This window comes from Microbacterium sp. ARD31 (assembly GCF_031844425.1).
The window spans coordinates 570,797-588,552 of sequence record NZ_JAUZVE010000001.1 but is presented as its reverse complement, the minus strand read 5'-3'; the positions used below and the strand labels follow the sequence as shown (position 1 = coordinate 588,552).

22 protein-coding genes, 1 tRNA gene and 1 other RNA gene are annotated in these 17,756 nt (G+C 69.8%); 10 read left to right on the top strand and 14 right to left on the bottom strand.

Features of this window, described 5'->3' with window-relative positions:
* Positions 1-4 precede the first annotated feature (4 nt).
* From Q9S36_RS03010 to smpB, 6 genes are all read left to right on the top strand, one after another.
* The gene (locus Q9S36_RS03010) at positions 5-649 is read left to right on the top strand and encodes a class F sortase (RefSeq protein WP_311283870.1); all 645 of its coding nucleotides are present in this window, start codon (positions 5-7) and stop codon (positions 647-649) included.
* 2 nt (positions 650-651) lie between these two features.
* On the top strand, positions 652-1,230 hold the full coding sequence (locus Q9S36_RS03005; RefSeq protein ID WP_396653721.1) for an RNA polymerase sigma factor: 579 nt from the start codon (positions 652-654) through the stop codon (positions 1,228-1,230).
* Positions 1,217-1,975 (top strand): anti-sigma factor, encoded by a 759-nt coding sequence (locus Q9S36_RS03000; RefSeq protein ID WP_311283868.1) that lies wholly within the window; start codon positions 1,217-1,219, stop codon positions 1,973-1,975. The genes Q9S36_RS03005 and Q9S36_RS03000 overlap by 14 nt, the downstream gene beginning before the upstream one ends.
* A 57-nt stretch (positions 1,976-2,032) precedes the next feature.
* Positions 2,033-3,097: a cell division ATP-binding protein FtsE gene (ftsE, locus tag Q9S36_RS02995; protein WP_311283867.1), complete on the top strand. Its 1,065-nt coding sequence runs from the start codon at positions 2,033-2,035 to the stop codon at positions 3,095-3,097.
* Positions 3,094-4,008, top strand: a complete 915-nt coding sequence (gene ftsX / locus Q9S36_RS02990; RefSeq protein ID WP_311283866.1) for a permease-like cell division protein FtsX — start codon at positions 3,094-3,096, stop codon at positions 4,006-4,008. The genes ftsE and ftsX overlap by 4 nt, the downstream gene beginning before the upstream one ends.
* Before the next feature lie 65 nt (positions 4,009-4,073).
* Positions 4,074-4,550, top strand: a complete 477-nt coding sequence (smpB, locus tag Q9S36_RS02985) for an SsrA-binding protein SmpB (RefSeq protein ID WP_064001887.1) — start codon at positions 4,074-4,076, stop codon at positions 4,548-4,550.
* Between the two features lie 3 nt (positions 4,551-4,553).
* Here smpB and Q9S36_RS02980 read toward each other — a convergent pair whose 3' ends face one another.
* Together Q9S36_RS02980 and Q9S36_RS02975 are read right to left on the bottom strand one after the other, a co-directional pair.
* On the bottom strand, positions 4,554-4,772 hold the full coding sequence (locus tag Q9S36_RS02980; RefSeq protein WP_311283865.1) for a hypothetical protein: 219 nt from the start codon (positions 4,770-4,772) through the stop codon (positions 4,554-4,556).
* Entirely contained in the window at positions 4,769-6,238 is a 1,470-nt protein-coding gene (locus tag Q9S36_RS02975) for an SDR family NAD(P)-dependent oxidoreductase (protein WP_311283864.1), read from the bottom strand. The genes Q9S36_RS02980 and Q9S36_RS02975 overlap by 4 nt, the downstream gene beginning before the upstream one ends.
* 47 nt (positions 6,239-6,285) lie before the next feature.
* On the opposite strand from Q9S36_RS02975, the gene Q9S36_RS02970 reads away from it, so the two are divergent.
* On the top strand, positions 6,286-6,696 hold the full coding sequence (locus tag Q9S36_RS02970; RefSeq protein WP_217530127.1) for an NUDIX domain-containing protein: 411 nt from the start codon (positions 6,286-6,288) through the stop codon (positions 6,694-6,696).
* Positions 6,697-6,797: 101 nt separating this feature from the next.
* Positions 6,798-7,170: a transfer-messenger RNA gene (ssrA, locus tag Q9S36_RS02965) on the top strand.
* 60 nt (positions 7,171-7,230) lie between these two features.
* Here ssrA and Q9S36_RS02960 read toward each other — a convergent pair.
* Both Q9S36_RS02960 and Q9S36_RS02955 read right to left on the bottom strand, forming a co-directional pair.
* Positions 7,231-7,803, bottom strand: coding sequence for a hypothetical protein (locus Q9S36_RS02960; RefSeq protein WP_311283862.1), 573 nt, complete (start codon positions 7,801-7,803; stop codon positions 7,231-7,233).
* The gene (locus Q9S36_RS02955) at positions 7,800-8,624 is read right to left on the bottom strand and encodes an inositol monophosphatase family protein (RefSeq protein WP_311283861.1); all 825 of its coding nucleotides are present in this window, start codon (positions 8,622-8,624) and stop codon (positions 7,800-7,802) included. Before Q9S36_RS02955 ends, Q9S36_RS02960 begins: the two co-directional genes overlap by 4 nt.
* A 115-nt stretch (positions 8,625-8,739) precedes the next feature.
* On the opposite strand from Q9S36_RS02955, the gene Q9S36_RS02950 reads away from it, so the two are divergent.
* Positions 8,740-8,812, top strand: a tRNA-Lys gene (locus Q9S36_RS02950).
* A 66-nt stretch (positions 8,813-8,878) separates the two neighbouring features.
* Here Q9S36_RS02950 and corA read toward each other — a convergent pair.
* The 10 genes from corA to Q9S36_RS02900 all read right to left on the bottom strand — a co-directional run bounded on the left by corA (position 8,879) and on the right by Q9S36_RS02900 (position 16,182).
* A complete protein-coding gene (gene corA, locus Q9S36_RS02945; RefSeq protein ID WP_311283860.1) occupies positions 8,879-9,877 on the bottom strand; it encodes a magnesium/cobalt transporter CorA in 999 nt (332 codons plus the stop codon).
* Positions 9,878-9,950: 73 nt separating this feature from the next.
* Positions 9,951-10,331: a hypothetical protein gene (locus Q9S36_RS02940; protein WP_311283859.1), complete on the bottom strand. Its 381-nt coding sequence runs from the start codon at positions 10,329-10,331 to the stop codon at positions 9,951-9,953.
* A 256-nt stretch (positions 10,332-10,587) separates the two neighbouring features.
* The gene (locus Q9S36_RS02935) at positions 10,588-10,800 is read right to left on the bottom strand and encodes a DUF2945 domain-containing protein (RefSeq protein ID WP_064001895.1); all 213 of its coding nucleotides are present in this window, start codon (positions 10,798-10,800) and stop codon (positions 10,588-10,590) included.
* Complete coding sequence (locus tag Q9S36_RS02930; RefSeq protein ID WP_311283858.1) at positions 10,788-11,390, bottom strand: hypothetical protein; 603 nt, start codon at positions 11,388-11,390, stop codon at positions 10,788-10,790. Before Q9S36_RS02930 ends, Q9S36_RS02935 begins: the two co-directional genes overlap by 13 nt.
* Positions 11,387-12,205 (bottom strand): endonuclease/exonuclease/phosphatase family protein, encoded by an 819-nt coding sequence (locus tag Q9S36_RS02925; protein ID WP_311283857.1) that lies wholly within the window; start codon positions 12,203-12,205, stop codon positions 11,387-11,389. Before Q9S36_RS02925 ends, Q9S36_RS02930 begins: the two co-directional genes overlap by 4 nt.
* The gene (locus Q9S36_RS02920; protein ID WP_253034225.1) at positions 12,202-12,987 is read right to left on the bottom strand and encodes a glycosyltransferase family A protein; all 786 of its coding nucleotides are present in this window, start codon (positions 12,985-12,987) and stop codon (positions 12,202-12,204) included. Before Q9S36_RS02920 ends, Q9S36_RS02925 begins: the two co-directional genes overlap by 4 nt.
* A 3-nt stretch (positions 12,988-12,990) precedes the next feature.
* The gene (locus tag Q9S36_RS02915) at positions 12,991-13,905 is read right to left on the bottom strand and encodes an ABC transporter substrate-binding protein (protein ID WP_311283856.1); all 915 of its coding nucleotides are present in this window, start codon (positions 13,903-13,905) and stop codon (positions 12,991-12,993) included.
* Between the two features lie 39 nt (positions 13,906-13,944).
* Positions 13,945-14,664: an ABC transporter permease gene (locus tag Q9S36_RS02910; protein WP_253034249.1), complete on the bottom strand. Its 720-nt coding sequence runs from the start codon at positions 14,662-14,664 to the stop codon at positions 13,945-13,947.
* Entirely contained in the window at positions 14,661-15,338 is a 678-nt protein-coding gene (locus tag Q9S36_RS02905; protein ID WP_217530112.1) for an ABC transporter permease, read from the bottom strand. The genes Q9S36_RS02910 and Q9S36_RS02905 overlap by 4 nt, the downstream gene beginning before the upstream one ends.
* Positions 15,339-15,345: 7 nt before the next feature.
* Complete coding sequence (locus Q9S36_RS02900; protein WP_253034227.1) at positions 15,346-16,182, bottom strand: ABC transporter ATP-binding protein; 837 nt, start codon at positions 16,180-16,182, stop codon at positions 15,346-15,348.
* Between the two features lie 148 nt (positions 16,183-16,330).
* Between Q9S36_RS02900 and Q9S36_RS02895 the strand changes: the two genes are divergently transcribed.
* The gene (locus Q9S36_RS02895; RefSeq protein WP_311283855.1) at positions 16,331-17,746 is read left to right on the top strand and encodes an NAD(P)/FAD-dependent oxidoreductase; all 1,416 of its coding nucleotides are present in this window, start codon (positions 16,331-16,333) and stop codon (positions 17,744-17,746) included.
* The last annotated feature ends 10 nt before the right edge of the window (positions 17,747-17,756 follow it).

The following is a 17,756-nucleotide window of genomic DNA, read 5'->3' as shown; positions in this document are numbered from 1 at the left end:
TGACATGCGCCGCCTGTCGATCATCGCCGTCACGCTGACGGCCCTGATGCTGGCGGCCTGTGCACCGGTGTCGGAGGTGGGATCACCCCCCTCCGACACCGGTTCGGGCGCGACCGGGACGATCTCCCCTCGACCGGCGGCTCCCACGCCGCAGGTCTCCGTCCCGGTCGCTCCCGCCACTCCGCAGGCCGTCGTGCGCGCTCCGGCACCGGAGCGGCTCGCCATCTCGTCGCTGGACGTCGACATGCCGGTGGAGGCGGTCGGGGTGCAGGACACCGGCGAGATGGAGATCCCGGAACGTCCGTCGATCGCGGGGTGGTACCGCTTCGGCAAGGCCCCCGCCGACGCCGAAGGCACGACCGTGATCGCCGCCCACGTGGACGACCGGGAGTACGGTGTGGGACCGCTCGCCAGACTGCGTGAGGCGAAGGAGGGCGACGAGGTGACGGTGACGGACGCCGACGGCACGGTCACCACCTACGTCACCGAGTCGGTCACGTACATCCCCCGCGCGGAGCTCCCCGTGGACGAGCTGTTCACCCGTGAGGGTCCGCGGACCCTCGCCGTCATCACCTGCGGTGGTGATTTCGATCAGCAGACCCGCACCTACAGCGATAACGTGGTGCTCATAGCGAAGGCGCAGTCGTGACCATCACGGCCCCGCCTCGGCTCGCCGCACGGAAGGAGCAGGCCGTCGACGACGACACCCACCTCGCTGAGCGATTCGCGGCCGGTGACGAGACCGCGGTAAAGGCGATGTACGACCGGTGGTCGCGCATCGTGTACACCCTCGCCGTCCGCTCGCTCGGCGACACGACCGAGGCGGAGGACGTCACACAGCGCACGTTCGTCTCGGCGTGGACCTCCCGGTCGTCGTACCGCGTGGACGGGGCGCCTCTCGGCGCGTGGCTCATCACGATCGCGCGTCGCCGCATCGCCGACGCCCACGAGGCCCGTGCCCGCGCAGCACGTCTCGAGGAGGCGTTGAAGGCGGTCGTCCCCGACGAGGTCGTCGAACACGACGTTTCCGACGCGATGCTCGTGGCCGACGAGGTCGCCCAGCTCGAGCCCGACGCCCGTGCCGTCCTGGCGCTGGCGTTCTACGAGGATCTGACCCACCAGCAGATCTCCAACAGACTGGGGATGCCGCTCGGCACCGTCAAAAGCCACATCCGACGAAGTCTCACCCGCCTGCGAACCCGATTGGAGGCGCACCATGTCACATCTTGACCCCGAGGTCGCCGCCCTCCTGGCGATGGGGGAGCAGCCGTCCGCCGACGAGCTCTACCACCTCGATTCCTGCGCGGACTGCACGGCCGAAGTCGCCTCGTTCGCGCGCGCGGTCGCCGCAGGCCGGGCGACCCGCACCGGCGAGGAGCTCCTGACGCCCCCCGACCGCGTCTGGGAGTCCATCCGCAGCGAACTCGCTCTACCGTCGGAGCCGTCGACCGCACCGGAGTCGACGCCCGACGAGCCGGCATCCCGTCCCTCCGAGGCGCCGTCGACCGGGGCCCGGCACGTGGCACGTCGCCGGCGGGTCAGTCGTCGCCCGGTGTTCTTCGTGATGGCGGGAGCCGCCGCCGCCGTCGTGGCGATCGTGGCAGGCGTCTGGACGGCCGGGGGCATCGCCCCGCGTCCCGAGATCATCTCCGAGGCCCGGCTCGACGGCTTCCCGACCTGGGCGGGCGCCCAGGGCGAGGCGATGCTCGAGCGCGTCGACGGTCACGACCGCGTCGTGGTCGACCTGACGGCATCCGTCCCCGACGACGGCTACCGCGAGGTGTGGCTGCTCACGTCGGACGCCAGCGACCTGATCAGCCTCGGCGTGCTCGACGGAAGCTCGGGCTCCTTCGACATCCCCGACGACGTCGACCTGTCGCGGTTCACCGTGGTCGACATCTCGCAGGAGGACGTCGACGGGGATCCGGGTCACTCGGGCGACTCGATCGTCCGGGGAACCCTGTCAGCCCCCTGAGCGCGCGGGAGTGTCGCTGACGGATGCGGCGGCCCCGCCGCTTAGGCTCGTCTGGCCATGATCCGCTTCGAAAAGGTCTCCAAGAAGTACCGCGGCACCAGCAAACCCGCCCTCAGCGACGTCGAGTTCGACGTCCAGCGCGGGGAGTTCGTGTTCCTCGTCGGCGCGTCGGGCTCGGGGAAGTCGTCGTGCCTGCGCCTCATCCTCCGCGAGGACACCGCCTCCGACGGTCGCGTCGTCGTCCTCGGACGCGATGTGCGCGGTCTGAGCACGCGCAAGGTCCCCTACTTCCGTCGTCACATCGGGTCGGTCTTCCAGGACTTCCGTCTGCTGCCGAACAAGACCGTCTTCCAGAACGTCGCGTTCTCGCTGCAGGTCATCGGGTCGAGTCGCGCGTTCATCCAGCAGTCCGTCCCCGAAGCCCTCGCCCTGGTGGGCCTGGCGGGCAAGGAGAAGCGCCTGCCGCACGAGCTCTCAGGCGGTGAGCAGCAGCGTGTCGCGATCGCGCGCGCCATCGTCAACCGGCCGCAGATCCTGCTCGCCGACGAGCCGACCGGAAACCTCGACCCGGGAACTTCCATCGACATCATGCAGTTGCTGGCCCGCATCAACGCCGGCGGTACGACCGTCGTGATGGCGACCCACGAGGCGGGCTTCGTCGACCAGATGCAGCGCCGCGTCATCGAGCTGCGCGGTGGCGTGGTCGTGCGTGACGAGCGCCACGGCGGCTACGGCGACACATCGGGCCTGCCCGTCCTCACGCCCGAGACGGTCAAGGGCGCGGCGGCCACGGCGGCGCTCACGGCCGTCCTCGAACTGCAGAAGCAGATCGCGACCGGCGACACGGGGGCGGTCGAGCCCCTCCCGGACCCGATCGAGCCTCCGGCCCCGCAGCCCGAGACGGTGCTGCCCGCCGTCCCCGTCGTGCAGGACCCGCCCCCGGTGACCGAGGTGCAGACGGATGCCGCGGCCCGGGCAGTGGCGTCCGAGCCGGACACGGGCACCAGAGGCATCCCGATCGCCCCCGCCGACATCGACCTCGGCGACATCGACGGGCTCGGGGCAGCGGACCGTCTGGGTCTCGGGCACCGCGACGACGACGAAGTGGGGCCGACCGCATGAGAGTCCGTCTGGTCCTCGGCGAGGCCCTCACGGGTCTTCGTCGCAACGCGTCGATGGTGATCTCCGTCATCCTCGTCACCTTCGTGTCGCTCACGTTCGTGGGCGCCGCCCTACTCATGCAGATGCAGATCGCCAAGATGCAGGGGTACTGGGCCGAGCGCGCCCAGGTCGCGATCTTCATGTGCCGCGACGGGTCTACGGAGACCACCTGCAGCGACGGCGAGGCGACGGACGAACAACTCGCCTCGGTCAAGGAGAAGCTCGAGAGCCCGGCACTCGAGGGCATCGTCCGCAGCGTCCGGTTCGAAACACGCGAGGAGGCCTACCAGAACGTCCTCGACCTCATGGGCGAGGACTACAAGGACTTCATCACCCCGGCCCAGTTGAACGAGACGTACTGGGTCAACCTCGTGGATCCCACGCAGACGGATGTCATCGACGAGGCGTTCTCGGGAACGCAGGGCGTCGAGGGGGTGACCGACCAGATGGAGTATCTGCAGCCGCTGTTCTCGGCGCTCACGATCGCGACCTACTTCGCGGTGGGGATCGCCGGGCTCATGCTCGTGGCGGCCGTGCTCCTCATCGCCACCACCATCCGGCTCTCGGCCTACGCGCGGCGCAAGGAACTCGGCATCATGCGTCTCGTCGGGGCATCCAACCGGTTCATCCAGACGCCGTTCGTCCTCGAGGGCGTCTTCGCCGCCTTCATCGGCTCGGCACTGGCCAGCGTCGCCGTCTGGCTCGGCGTGCAGTACGGCGTGCACGGGTTCCTCGTCGACGAGATCGACTTCGTGACGACGTGGATCGACGGACGGGATGCGCTGCTGGTCATCCCGCTGATCGTGGTTCTCGGTCTCGTGCTGGCGGCGCTGTCGGCCAGCTTCGCCATCCGCCGATGGCTGCGCACCTGAGCGTACGCCTCCGTTAGACTGGCAGGCCGGTCGCGCGCGGAGCGCGGCCGCGTCGAGGAGTCATCATGCCCAGGGAACGCGGGGAACAGGTCATCGCGACCAACCGTCGCGCGCGCCACGAGTACGCCATCGAGAAGACCTACGAGGCCGGTCTCGTGCTGACCGGCACGGAGGTGAAGTCGCTGCGTCAGGGGCGCGCGAACCTGAGCGACGGCTACGCGTTCATCGACGGCGGCCAGGCCTGGCTCGACGCCGTGCACATCCCGGAGTACTCGCAGGGTCACTGGACGAACCACGCCGCCAAGCGCACGCGCAAGCTGCTCCTGCACAAGGACGAGATCGTCAAGCTCTCCCACGCGGTCGCCGCCGGCGGCTACACGCTCATCCCGCTCAAGCTGTACTTCTCAGACGGGCGGGCGAAGGTCGAGATCGCCGTCGCGAAGGGTAAGCGCGAGTACGAGAAGCGTCAGACGATCCGCGAACGCGAAGACAAGCGCGAGGCCGAGCGAGCCATGCGCAGCCGCAACCGTCTGGGGGAGTGACCCTCAGGCCGGTGGCCGCCGTGGCTGCGGTTCCGGGGGCGGTGGGACCGCCTTGGCGGCGATGACCGCCGTGCGGCCGATGCGTTCGAGCCCGCGCTTGCCGTCGACGACGATCACGTCGGGATCGACCGACACGAGCTCGCCGAGGGCGTCCGTCGCCCGCCCGTCGGGCAGGAGATAGCGCACCACCACGCGGGTCCCGGGAGCGGGGAACGGGATCACCAGCGGCCCGGCGCGTAATCCTTGAGGAAGACGCCGAAGACGTCCTCGCCGGCTTCGCCACGCACGATGGGGTCGTAGACGCGAGCGGCGCCGTCGACGAGGTCCAGCGGGGCGTGGAACCCCTCCTCCGCGAGGCGCACCTTCGTGGGGTGCGGCCGCTCGTCCGTGATCCATCCGGTGTCGACGCTCGTCATGAGGATGCCGTCGCTCTCGAACATCTCGCGGGCGCTCGTCCGGGTCAGCATGTTGACGGCGGCTTTCGCCATGTTCGTGTGCGGATGCCCGGGGCCCTTGTACCCGCGTTCGAAGACACCCTCCATCGCGCTGACGTTGACGATGTAGGTCCGCCGGGCGGGGCTCGCGGCGAGCGAGGGCCGGAGCTTGGACACGAGGAGGAACGGCGCCGTCGTGTTCGCGAGCTGGACCTCGAGCATCTCGAGCGGATCGACCTCCTCGACGCGCTGCACCCAGGAGTTCGTGTGATCGAGGTCGGGGATCAGACCGCCGGCGTCGATCGCCGTCCCTGCGGCGAGACGGTCGAGCGACGTCGACCCGGCGGCCATCGCCTCCCGCGTGAGCACGTCGGCGCGATCGGCCGCCGCGGCGAGGATCGGGTGCGCGCTCACCGACCGCTCGAGGGCCTCGGGGTGCCGGTCGTTGGTGTGCCCGAAGGTGACGAGTTCGGGCAGCGGGCCGTCGGGGAGCGGTGCGAGTTCGGCGTCGACGAGCGGTTGGTAGGCGCCGGGGGAGCGGCGCACCGTCTGCGTCGCGTTGTTGATGAGCACGTCGAGCGGGCCCGCAGCGGCGACGTCGTCGGCGAGGGCGATCACCTGCGCCGGGTCGCGCAGATCGATGCCGACGATCTTCAACCGGTCGATCCACTCGGCCGAGTCCGGCAGTGCGCGGAACCGGCGCACGGCATCCCGCGGGAACCGCGTCGTGATGGTGGTGTGGGCGCCGTCGCGCAGCAGGCGCAGCGCGATGTACATGCCGATCTTCGCGCGCCCACCCGTGAGGAGCGCCCGTCGGCCGGTGAGGTCGGTCCGGGCATCCCGCTTCTCGTGGCTGAGGGCCGCGCAGTCGGGGCAGAGCTGATGATAGAAGGCGTCGACGATCGTGTACGGCTGCTTGCAGATGTAGCAGCCGCGCGCCTTCTTGAGGACGCCCGCGATGGGGGCGGCGGTGCGGGCAGCGATGGGGATGCCGCGTGTCTCGTCGTCGATGCGGTCCGGCGCTCCCGTCGCCGTCGCGTGGACGACCTCGCGGTCGGCGGTCGCGACGGCCTCACGGATCTCGCGGCGGCGTTCCTTCTTCGCCGCCTTGAACATCGCCGCGCTCGCTTGCCGGACGGCGATGAAGTCGGGGTGCGTCCGGGGGAGGGAGGGTAGGGCCGCGAGCACCCGGAGAGTGGTGGCGAGATCAGCGGGATCGATCGCCGTGTCGGACGAGAGAGTGTCGGGAAGCACACGAGATTGTACGTCGAGTCGGATGCCGAGCCTGTTAGCGTTCAGGCGTGACCGCCTCCGACGACGCCTCCGACCGCTCGATCCGGGTCTCGGCCGCCGTCATCCGCGACGCCTCCGGACGGCTCCTGCTGGTCCGCAAGACGGGCACGACGGCCTTCATGCAGCCCGGCGGAAAGCCCGAGACGGGGGAGGGCCCGGCCGAGACGCTCGTCCGCGAGCTGCGCGAGGAACTCGGCGTGGACGTCGCCGTCGACGACCTCCGATCCCGGGGTGTCTTCCGGGCGGCGGCAGCGAACGAGGCCGGGCACACGGTGGTCGCGGACGTGTTCGACGTTCCGCTCGGTCGCCAGGAGCCGCGCGCCGCGGCGGAGATCGCCGAACTCCGATGGGTCGGCGAGGCGGAGGCGCAGGCGCTGGAGGTCGCGCCGCTCGCGCGCGACTACTTCCTCGTCGACTGAGCCGGCCGTCCGGGTGGTAGTCTGGGATGCTCGGACGCTCCGGCATCCGAGACAGAAGAACTCCACAGTGTGACAACGGTCCACACGCCGTCAGGCGTCCCGGGGATGATCGGTTTCGACATCGCCTGTGACTCTGCGGGAAGCGGGCCGAGGATGCAGGGTTATCTCGTTAACGATCTCTGCGAACCAATAACTGCCGAAAAGAAGCAGTCCGACTTCGCCCTCGCTGCGTAAGCAGCGAGCCCGAGTCCGTCAGTCCGTGAGTGATCCCCTCGCGGTCCCTGGCGTCATCTAAGGGATCTCGCTGCGTGACGTCGCCTGAGCGTCACGTGGGACTTTCTTCAGGCTGGGCTCGTCGACTTATGTGTCTGTACTGAAGGTCGGAGCCGAGCAGAACGCCTTTTACAGACTGCGCCCGGAGAAGACGCCGTCTCTCAGCGATGGACGGGGGTTCGATTCCCCCCATCTCCACGAACCGTTGTCACGGAGTGAAGCCCCCGGTGTCCGTACGGATGCCGGGGGCTTCGTCGTGGGTCAGCCGAGCTCGATGAGATCCAGGCCCTGCCGGGTGTCCGAGACCTTCACCCAGCCGTCGCCGAAGAGGTAGGTGACGCCGTACCCCTGCTCGTCCACGCGGAGCGCCGCATCCGGGTCCTCGGTGATGATCACGCCGGCGTCGTCGTCCTCGCGGAGCCACCCCTCCGCCTCGAGCGCCGCCTTGGTCGCGTCGGCATCGGCCTGGGAGATCGGGGACCACCCGAAGAGGACGAGGTCGTCGTTGGTGGGGGAGCTGAAGTCGCCCCAGGTGCACGCCGTGCCGTCGGGGAGCTCGAGGTCCAGGATCACGAACGGATCCTCGCGGACCGTCCACCCCGTCGCCGTGAACGCGTCGACGGTCTCGGGCGAGAGCATGTTCTCGCACGTCACGTCGGCGGGATCGATGGTCGGTGGGGCGGATGCCGCGGGTGCGGAGGCGCCCGGGACGGGAGCCGCCGCCGTCCCCCCGGCCTGTCCCGGCGTGGGACTGCACGCCGTGGCGAGGAGCACCGTGAGGCCGCTCGCCGCCACCGCGGCGGCGAGGCGCGTCCCGTGTCGCGCGGACCTCACGCGCCGAGCATCCCGAGGAACTCGTCGTGGAGGATGCCGTTGGTCGCCAGCGACGACAGCGCATCGAGTCGTTCGGCCCCGTGGATGTCGGTGAAGCGGCCGCCCGACTCGAGGATGATCGGCACGTGCGCGGCGATGTCGTACTCGCGGACCCCGAACTCGGCGACGAACTCCAGACGGCCCTCGGCGAGCAGCATGTAGGGCCAGGCGTCGCCGTAGCCGCGATCGCGCCACACGGCGCGCGAGAGGCGCAGGAGGTCGTCCGCGCGACCCTCGGCATCCCACTGCGCGATGCTCTGGAAGCTGATGCTCGCGTCGGAGAGCGACGCGACGTCGGAGGTGCGGATGCGGCGGGTCTCACCGTCGGCGGAACGGGTCCACGCACCGGCGCCCGTGGCGCCCCACCAGCGACGCGAGATGGCCGGCTGGCTGACCACGCCGACCCGCGGCACGCCGTCCACGACGAGCGAGATCAGGGTCGCCCACATCGGGATGCCCTTCAGGTAGTTCGCCGTGCCGTCGATCGGGTCGATGATCCAGAGCCGCGATCCGTCGCCGCTCGTGCCGAACTCCTCGCCGAAGACACCGTCAACGGGGCGTTCCGCCGCGAGCAGGTCGCGGATGGCGCGCTCCGTGGCCAGGTCCGCCTCGGTGACATGCGTCGCGTCGGCCTTCGTGCGGACGTCGAGGTCCGGCGCGTCGAAACGCTCCATCGCGACGCGGTCCGCGGCATCCGCGAGGCGCAGAGCGAGAGCGAGATCATCCGTCAGGTCGCCCTCGAAGGGGGCGGTCCAGTCCGTCGCGGAGGGCAGAGGCGTCACGGCTCCAGGATACGTGCTGCGCCTGGCGCCCTCATGGGTGCCGAGGGCGTCTCGATTGGCGGAGCAGCCGATCGTGATGCTAGTGTTGACCCTCGGTTCGAGTTCTTCGAATCACGCACCTCTAGCTCAATCGGCAGAGCAACTGACTCTTAATCAGTGGGTTCTGGGTTCGAGTCCCAGGGGGTGCACGGACGGCCCCGGTCACTCTCGCCAGTGACCGGGGCCTTCTGCTTCTGCAGTGTCGGATGTCCCGGTCAGAGCCACTTCTTGCGCTTGAAGACCGCATAGAGCACGACCGAGCTCGCGACCATCATGCCCAGGGCCATGGGGTACCCGAAGGTCCAGTGCAACTCGGGCATGTGATCGAAGTTCATCCCGTAGACCGTGCCGACCAGGGTCGGCCCGAACAGGATCGCCGCCCACCCCGAGATCTTCTTGACCTGCTCGTTCTGTTCGAGCGAGGTGTCGGTCTGCCGCTGGGTGACGAGCGTCGAATGGACGGTCAGGGCGTTGTCGAGGATCGAGCGGAACGCCACGATGCGCTCGTTGAGGCGGATGACGTGGTCCAGGACGTCTCGCAGCGAGCGCTGCAACTCGATGTCGACCTTGTACTTCTCGGACCCCTGCAGCAGCCGCTGCAGCATGTCGTCGAGCGGGAGCGTCGACTTGTGCAGGGCGATCACCTCGCGCGCCAGCGTGTAGATGCGCTGCGACAGCCCGGCATCCGATCCGCTGAACAGCGTCTCCTCGATCTCGTCGATGTCGTTCTCGACCCCGGCGAGCACCGGGGAGTACTCGTCCACCACCTGATCGAGGATGGCGTACAGGACCGCCTCCGGACCCATGCGCAGCAGTTCCGGCTGGTGCTCCATCCTCGCCCGCACCTGTGTGAGGTCCGGCGAGTCCGCGTGCCGGATCGTCACCACGAACTCGGGACCGACGAAGACGTGCAGCTCCCCGAAGTCCACCGAATCCGTCGTGCCGTCGTACCGCGCCGGTCGCAGCACTGTGAACAGCACGTCGCCGTACCGCTCGAGCTTGGCGCGCTGATGCCCGGCGAGGGCGTCCTCGACGGCGAGCGGGTGCAAGGAGAACTCCGTGGCGACGGCGGCGACTTCCTCCTCGGTCGGGCGGTAGAGGCCGATCCACGCCATGCCGTGGTGGTCGCGCATGTGCTCGAAGGTCTCGCTGAGGTTCACCGGATTCTGGATCCGGCGGCCGTCCACGTACACGGCGTTGTCGACGATGGGCATGGGTCGATTCTCCGCGGTCGAGGAGGGAGGATGCCGCGCCGCGCCGCGCCGCGGTGCGCGGACGGGCCGGGAGTCAGCCGAGGTTCGGCTTGAGCTCCTGCCGTATCGCCTCGACGTTGTCGGGGGTCACCTTCCATCGCATCGGGTCGGTGTCCTCGACCGTGATCTCGTACGCCTTGGCGTCGCGGTCGAACTGCAGCAGGAACTTCGCGGGCAGCTCGGCGCCCTCGGGGTAGCGGTCGGCGAGGTAGGCGTCGACGGCGGGCTTGATCTGCGAGGGGCGTGAGGCGACCGCCGAGACGGTTCCGTCCGGGGAGTAGGCGTAGCCCGACGTCTCGCTCAGTCGCCCCCCGCCGAGGCTGATCACCATCGCCAGTGACTTCCAGTCGTCGCGCGCGCCCTGCATGTTCGTGACGATCGCACGGATGAGTTCCGTCGTCGGATCAGTGGACATGACTCTCCTTCGGCTCACGAGATCGGGGGCATCTCCGCGCTGGGGACACGGGTGAAGACCTGACCGGGTTGGTTGTAGAAGGAGGGGTAACCCTGCGCACCTCGTCCTCGTCGGTGTCCGGCCACTCGAAGCCGAGCTTCTCCATGACCCACCCGAGGCACTTCGGCGACATCATGCCCATCGCGCCCCCTCCTGGTCCGAGGATAGGAATCGCCCGAGGGCCGGTCCATGGGGAGAACTCCCCGCCGGCTCCGCCTCAGGAGGAGAGCTTCGACAGCGCGGAGCCCTTGTGCGCGGCCTTCGCCCCGGTCTTCTCGGACTCCACGATGTAGGCGGGCTCGTCGCTGGACGCGGTGAAGTCCTGCCCGTCGAAGGTGAAGTCCTTCGTCTTCCGCTCGACGATCGTGCCGTGGGTGCGTCCCTGGGAGGTGTTCCAGCTGACCCGGTCGCCCTTCTTCAACGCTGCCATGATGCGTCCTTCCTGTCCGCCGCGCGATTCGCGGCTCGGTCGATGCGGATCCGTGCGAGGACGAGCCCCATCAGGAGGGCGCCCGTCCCTCCCACGGCCATGTCCCCGATGGTGTCCGGGTAGGTGACGAAGATCTCGGAGTCCACGAACGTCTTCCCGAGCCACTCGACCATCTCCCAGATCGCACTGATGGCGAGCCCGACGGTCGGCAGGAGGACGATCGCGGTGCGCCGCCGGGGCCGGTCTGGGAGGACGCCGGATCGCTGCAGGGCGACGTACCCGACTGACGCGATGACCCCCGTCGCCACGAAGTGCACGACGAGGTCCCACCACGCGATAGACCGGTACAGGTCGAGGACGTTGCTCCACGCGGCGACGCTGACGGTCACTCCGTAGAGGACGTCGAACCACGGAAGCACACCGAGCAGGCGCGGGACGAGGAGGGCGGGCAGTGCGAGTGCGAGGATCCCGGCATCCGTCAAAGTCCACCAGACGAAGGCGGCCAGGACGCTGGCCAGGCCGAGGAGACGGATGCCGTCGGCCGCCCATTCCGCCGGCGACGCCGGCGGGCGCAGGAAGTCCTCCCTCATCGCGGCACCTCGAGAGCGGCATGGACGGCCAGGTGGTCGCTCGGCGCGATCCCGTCCTCGGTTCGCGCGTCTATCCCGACCCGTTCGACCTCGATGTCCGACGTTGCGAGGATCACGTCGATCCGCTTGCCGTCGCGGACGGGTGCGCGGTAGCCCGCGTACGTGCCCCAGGCGGAGGTCACCCTCTCCGCGGCGACCGTCCACGTGTCCGTCAGCAGATCGCCGGCGCGCAGGGCGCGGAGTGCATCGGACTCCGCGCTGGTGTTCATGTCGCCGAAGACGAGGGTCGGGAGCCCGGTGCCGCGCACCTCAGTGCGGATGGCGTCGACCCCGCGCATCCGGGACCGCGCAGAGAAGGGGTCGAGGTGCGTGTTGACGACGGCGAAGCGCGCACCGGTGGTGCGGTCGCGGAAGGCGCCGACCGTGATGATGCGGGGCACGAGGTTGCCCCAGGACCGGGTGCCGAGGACGTCGGGTGTGTCCGACAGGGCACGTTGGCGGTGGTGGAGCAGTTCGAGCCGGTCTCGATCGAAGAACACGGGACAGCCCTCCCCGCGCCCGCCTCGTCGACGCCCTACGCCGATCCGCGCGAACGACGGTCCGAGGGCGGCGGCGATCTCCGCCGCGGGACCGGGGAGGACCTCCTGGGTGCACAGGATGCTGGGGCTCTCCCGCCGGAGCATCGACACGAGGGCGGGGCGGCGGCGTGCCCAGCGATCCGACGGCGAAGAGAGCAGCGAGGGCATCGGACGACGCACGTTCAGCGTCATCATGTGGAGGAGCGGAGCCTCCACGGCGCCGAGGAGGCGGTTCACCGGGTCACCCGCCGAGCGACCGCGGAGCCCGCGCGTCGCATCGCGAGACGCGCCCAGCGGACCGGCGGGAAGCTCGCGGGCCAGTGGATCACGACGGTGCGGACGCCGCGGCGCACCCGCCGACGGAACGCGGATGCGGAGGTGAAGGGCCGCATCGAGATCCCCATCGCGGCGCCGGGGACGAGGCGGATGCGGTGGTGCTCGCCGAGGTGGAACGACAGGTCGAGGTCGTCGTGCACCTCGGGATCGTCCCGGTGGACGCTGCTGCTGACGCGCCGCCAGGCGTCGCGCCGCAGACCGAGGTTGGAGCCGAACAGCGGGACGTGGCCGAGGACGGGGAGCAGGACGATCGCGTACGCGCCGAGGTAGACGCTCGCCAGCGGCGTCCGCAGCGGGCGGGGTCCGTCCACGAACCGCGCGCCCCCGGCGAACACGGAGGCCTCGGGGTGCGCGTCGGCCGCGCTGCTCATGGCAGCGACCCACGACCCCGCCGGAACGCAGTCCGCGTCCAGTCGGAGGATGAGGTCGGCCGACGCCGCGTCGTAGCCGGCGGCTGCCGCAGCCGGTATGCCGGGCCGGTCGCAGTGGATCACGTCGGCGCCCGCCGAGCGGGCGACCTCTGCGGACTCATCGGAGGACATGTTGTCCACGACGATGATCTGATCGGGCCGCTTCGTCTGCAGAGCGAGGGCCCGCAGGCAGCGTCGCAGCTCGTCCGCGTCGTCCTTCACAGGAATGACGACGGAGACGGATGCGGCGGCCCGCGGGCCCTCGGTGCGCACGGATCAGCTCAGGTTGTCGGCGATCCAGTCCTTCGCGATGTCCTCGGTGTTCCGCTGGTCGACGGAGGACTCGACGTTCATCGCGACGAGCTCCTCGGGCGACATCGCGGCGCTGACCTCGTTGATCACGTCGGCGATCTCGTCCGCGATGTCCGAGCTCGCGATCGGCACGACGTTGGACGCGAGGAAGAGGCCTTTCGGGTCTTCGAGGGTCACGAGGTCATCGGTCTTGATGCGCGGGTCGGCGCTGAACACGTTGGCGACCTGGATGTTGCCGGCGACGAGCTCGTCGACGGTGGTGTCGGCGGTCGCCTCGAAAGCGACATCCACGCCGTAGACGTCCTTGAGCCCGGTGGGGCCGTAGGGACGCTGTTCCAGCTCAGGCGCGCCGCCGAGCTTCAGCCCGTCGATGCCGGCGAGGTCGCCGATCTCGGTGAGGTCGTTCTCGGAGGCGAAGGCCGCGGTCACGTTGTACGAGTCCTGGTCGGTCGCCGGCGAGTAGTCGAGCGCGGTCAGACCGTCCGGGAGGGCGTCCTGCAGCGCGGCGTAGACATCGTCGGGCGTCGTCGCCGTGGCGTCCTTGTCGAAGTACTGCAGCAGGTTGCCGGTGTACTCCGGGAAGAGGTTGATCGATCCGTCCTCGAGCGAGGGCATGTAGGCGTCGCGCTGGCCGATGGAGAAGTTGCGCTCGACGGTGAAGTCGGCGGCTTCGAGAGCCTGGGCGTAGATCTCGGCGATGATCTCGTTCGAGTAGTACTGCTGCGAACCGATCACGATCGTCGACGACTCCTCGCCTCCGCCGTTGCCGCCCGATCCGCCGCCTTGCAGGGACTCGCTCGACCCGCAGGCCGAGAGTGCGAGGGCGGCGACGGCGGCGAGGCCGAGGGCGGGCAGGATGCGTGTGCGGGTGATGGACATGGGTGCCTCCGGGTGGGATAGGGGTCGTGCTGCTGTGAGTCAGGCGGGTTGGGGGGACGGGCGAGGCCGCAGGCGGCGCGGCGCGGATCGCTGGACGGCGACGCCGCGGGGGACGAGGATGCGCTGGAGCAGCGCGAACACGCCGTCCAGCACGAGGGCGAGGACCACGACGACGATCGACGCCCCGAGGATCTGCGCCGGATTCCGGGTCTGGATGCCCTGGATCAGGGCGAAGCCGAGTCCGCCGAGGCCGACGTAGGCCGCGATGGTGACCGTCGCGACGACCTGCAGCACAGCGGAGCGGATGCCGCCGATCAGCAGCGGCAGTCCGAGGGGGATCTCGATCTTCCACAGGACCTGCATCGGCGTCATCCCGACGGCGCGCCCCGCCTCGATCGTCGTGCGCTCGATCGCCTCGATCCCCGCGTAGGCCCCCGCGAGGATCGAGGGGATGGCGAGGAGAACGAAGGAGACGACGGCGGCCTGCTCCTTGAAGTTCACGCCGATTAGGAGGTAGAGCAGGACGACGAGGCCGAGGGAGGGCAGCGACCGGGCGGCGCCGGAGAGGAAGACGGCGATCTCGCGTCCGCGACCGGTGTGCCCGATGGCCCATCCGGCGGGTACGGCGACGAGCGCAGCGAGGGCGACCGAGCCGAAGGTGAAGCCGAGGTGCTGGAGGATCGCCTCGCCGAGGGGGAGGTATCCCGTCGTGCGATCCGGCGAGAAGATCCAGGCGAAGGCGTCGAGGAAGACGTTCATGCGGCGACCTCCCGCATCCGTGCCCGCGACCGCGGGGGCGAGGTTCGCCGGGTCCACGGCATCAGCGCGCGTCCGGCCAGCAGGAGGAGCGCGTCGATGACGAGGGCGATGATCACCACGGCGAGCACGCCCGCGAAGACCTCGGGGAGGATCCTCCGCTGCGATCCGTTCGTGAACAGGTACCCGAGGTTCTGCACGCCGATCAGAGCGCCGACGGTGGCGAGCGAGATCGTCGAGACGGCCGTCACCCTCAGGCCCGCCAGCATGACGGGGCCCGCCAGCGGGAAGTCGACCGTCCAGAAGCGCCGCCACGGACCGAAGCCGACTGCGATCGCGGCGTTGCGGACGCTGGACTCGACCGACGCGAGTCCATCCGTGACCGACCGGGTCATGATCGCGACCGCGTAGATGGTCAGCGCGACGACGAGGTTGGTCTCGGACAGCAGAGGGATGCCGCTGATCGCGCTGATGAGCGCGAACAGGCCGAACGACGGGATCGTGTAGAGGATGCCGACCGCACCCAGCACCGTGCCGCGCAGCCGCGTGTAGCGGAAGGCCGCCCAACCGATCGGCACCGCGACGGCGAACCCGACGAGGATCGCGATCGTGCTCTGTCGGAGGTGGGCGACGGTCAGGCGACCGATCAGGTCCAGGTTGTCGAGGACCCAGTTCATGGGGAGGTCACCTCGGATCCTCGGCCGTATCCGATACGAGCACTCCCTGCGTGCGTCCCGCGCCGTCCACGAGGACGGTACCGCGAGGGGTCTGCTTGGCGCGGAACGCGCGCGCTCCGCGGTCGGTGCCGATGAAAGTCGCGACGAAGTCGTCGGCCGGGGATTCGATGATCTCCGAGGGCGTGCCGCGCTGGGCGATGTGTGCGCCCTTCTGCAGGATCACGACCTGGTCGCCCAGGAGGAAGGCCTCGTCGATGTCATGCGTGACGAAGACGATGGTCTTGTCGAGTTCTCGCTGCAGCCGGATGACCTCGGCCTGCAGTTCTTTGCGGACGATGGGGTCGACGGCGCCGAAGGGCTCGTCCATGAGGAGGATGTTGGGGTCCGCGGCGAGGGCGCGCGCGACGCCGACGCGCTGCTGCTGACCGCCGGAGAGCTGCGCGGGATACCTGTCGGCGAAGGCGGCGTCGAGGCCGACGACCTCCATCAGCTCGAGCGCGCGACGCCGTGCGGCCGCCTTCGTCTGTCCGGTGAGCACGGGCACCGTCGCGATGTTGTCCGCCACCGTGTAGTGGGGGAGCAGGCCGGCGTTCTGGAGGACGTACCCGATGCTCCGCCGCAGCTGGACGGCGTCCTTGGCGTGGATCGACTCGCCGTCGATCGTGATGTCGCCCGACGTCGGTTCGATGAGGCGGTTGATCATGCGCAGGAGCGTCGTCTTGCCGCACCCCGACGACCCCACCAAGACCGTCGTCTTGCGGGCCGGCATCTCGAGGGTGACATCGTCGACCGCGGCGGGTCCATCGCCGAAGCGCTTGGTGACGGATCGGAACTCGATCGCCATGGAGGGGTCCTTTCGGCCGGTGTTTCAGCCAACCACACGCCCCCGACATCCCGGCAATCCTCCGCGACCATTGACGTCACATGGCGGGTATGGCAGACGGAGCGCCCGTTCCGGCCCCGGGCGGGCCTGGTGTCACTAGCGTGAGGGCATGAGCACACGCGAATACGACCTCATCGTCATCGGAGCAGGACCCGTCGGTGAGAACGTCGCCGACCGCGCGATACGAGGTGGTCTCACCGCTGCGATCGTCGAGAGCGAACTCGTCGGAGGCGAGTGCTCCTACTGGGCGTGCATGCCGTCGAAGGCTTTGCTGCGTGCGCCCGCCGCGCTTCGCGCGGCCCGCGACGTCGCGGGCGCCGCGGAGGCGGTGACCGGCGGGGTCGACGTCGCCGCCGTGCTCGCGCGCCGGGACCGCATCGTGCACGACTATCAGGACACGTCGCAGGTCGAGTGGCTGCAGGGTGCGGGGATCGACCTGGTGCGCGGCCACGGGCGCCTCGCCGGGGAGCGGGAGGTGACCGTCACCGCGGCCGACGGCGAGACGACGACGCTTCGGGCTCGGCACGCGGTCGCCGTCTGCACCGGCTCCGCAGCGCTGATCCCGGACATCCCCGGATTGCAGGATGCCGCACCCTGGACCAGTCGCGAGGCGACGGGGGTCCGCACCGTGCCGTCCTCGCTGATCATCCTGGGCGGCGGCGTCGTCGGGCTCGAGATGGCGACGGCTTTCACGGCCCTCGGCTCGGACGTGACCGTGATCGCCCGGTCCACCCTCCTCGGCGGACTCGAGGACTTCGCGGGCGAGGCCGTGGGCGCCGCCCTGACGGGCGCGGGCGCGACCGTCCTCACCGGGCGCGGTGTCGAGCACGTCGCCCGTTCCTCCGACGGGGTGAGTGTCACTCTGGATGACGGCTCCGTCGTCCGAGCGGAGGAGATCCTGGTGGCGACGGGTCGTGTGCCCCGCACCGAAGACCTCGGCCTCGAACACGTCGGACTCGAGGCGGGATCGTGGATCCGGGTAGACGACACGATGCGCGTCCCCGGGAACGACTGGCTGTACGCGGTGGGCGATGTCAATCACCGGGCCCTGCTGACCCACCAGGGCAAATACCAGGCCCGTGTCGCCGGCGACGTCATCGCGCGGCGCGCCGCGTCGAACGACGTGGACACGTCGGCCTGGAGCGCGCTGGCGGCCACCGCCGACCACAGCGCCGTTCCCCAGGTCGTGTTCACCGAGCCCGAAGTCGCCGCCGTCGGACACACCGAGGCATCCGCTCGTGACGCCGGCATCGACGTGAAGGTCGTCGACTACGACCTGTCCTGGGTGGCGGGGGCGAGCACCCACTCCGACCGGTACGAAGGGCGCTCACGGGCCGTCATCGACGCGGAGCGCGGCGTGCTGGTCGGGGCGACGTTCGTGGGACCCGATGTCGCCGAGCTGCTCCATGCCGCGACGATCGCCATCGTCGGCGAGGTCCCGCTGCACCGCCTCTGGCACGCCGTCCCCGCGTACCCGACCGTCAGCGAGGTGTGGCTGCGCTGGCTCGAGACCGCGGGGTTGTGACCGCCGCCGT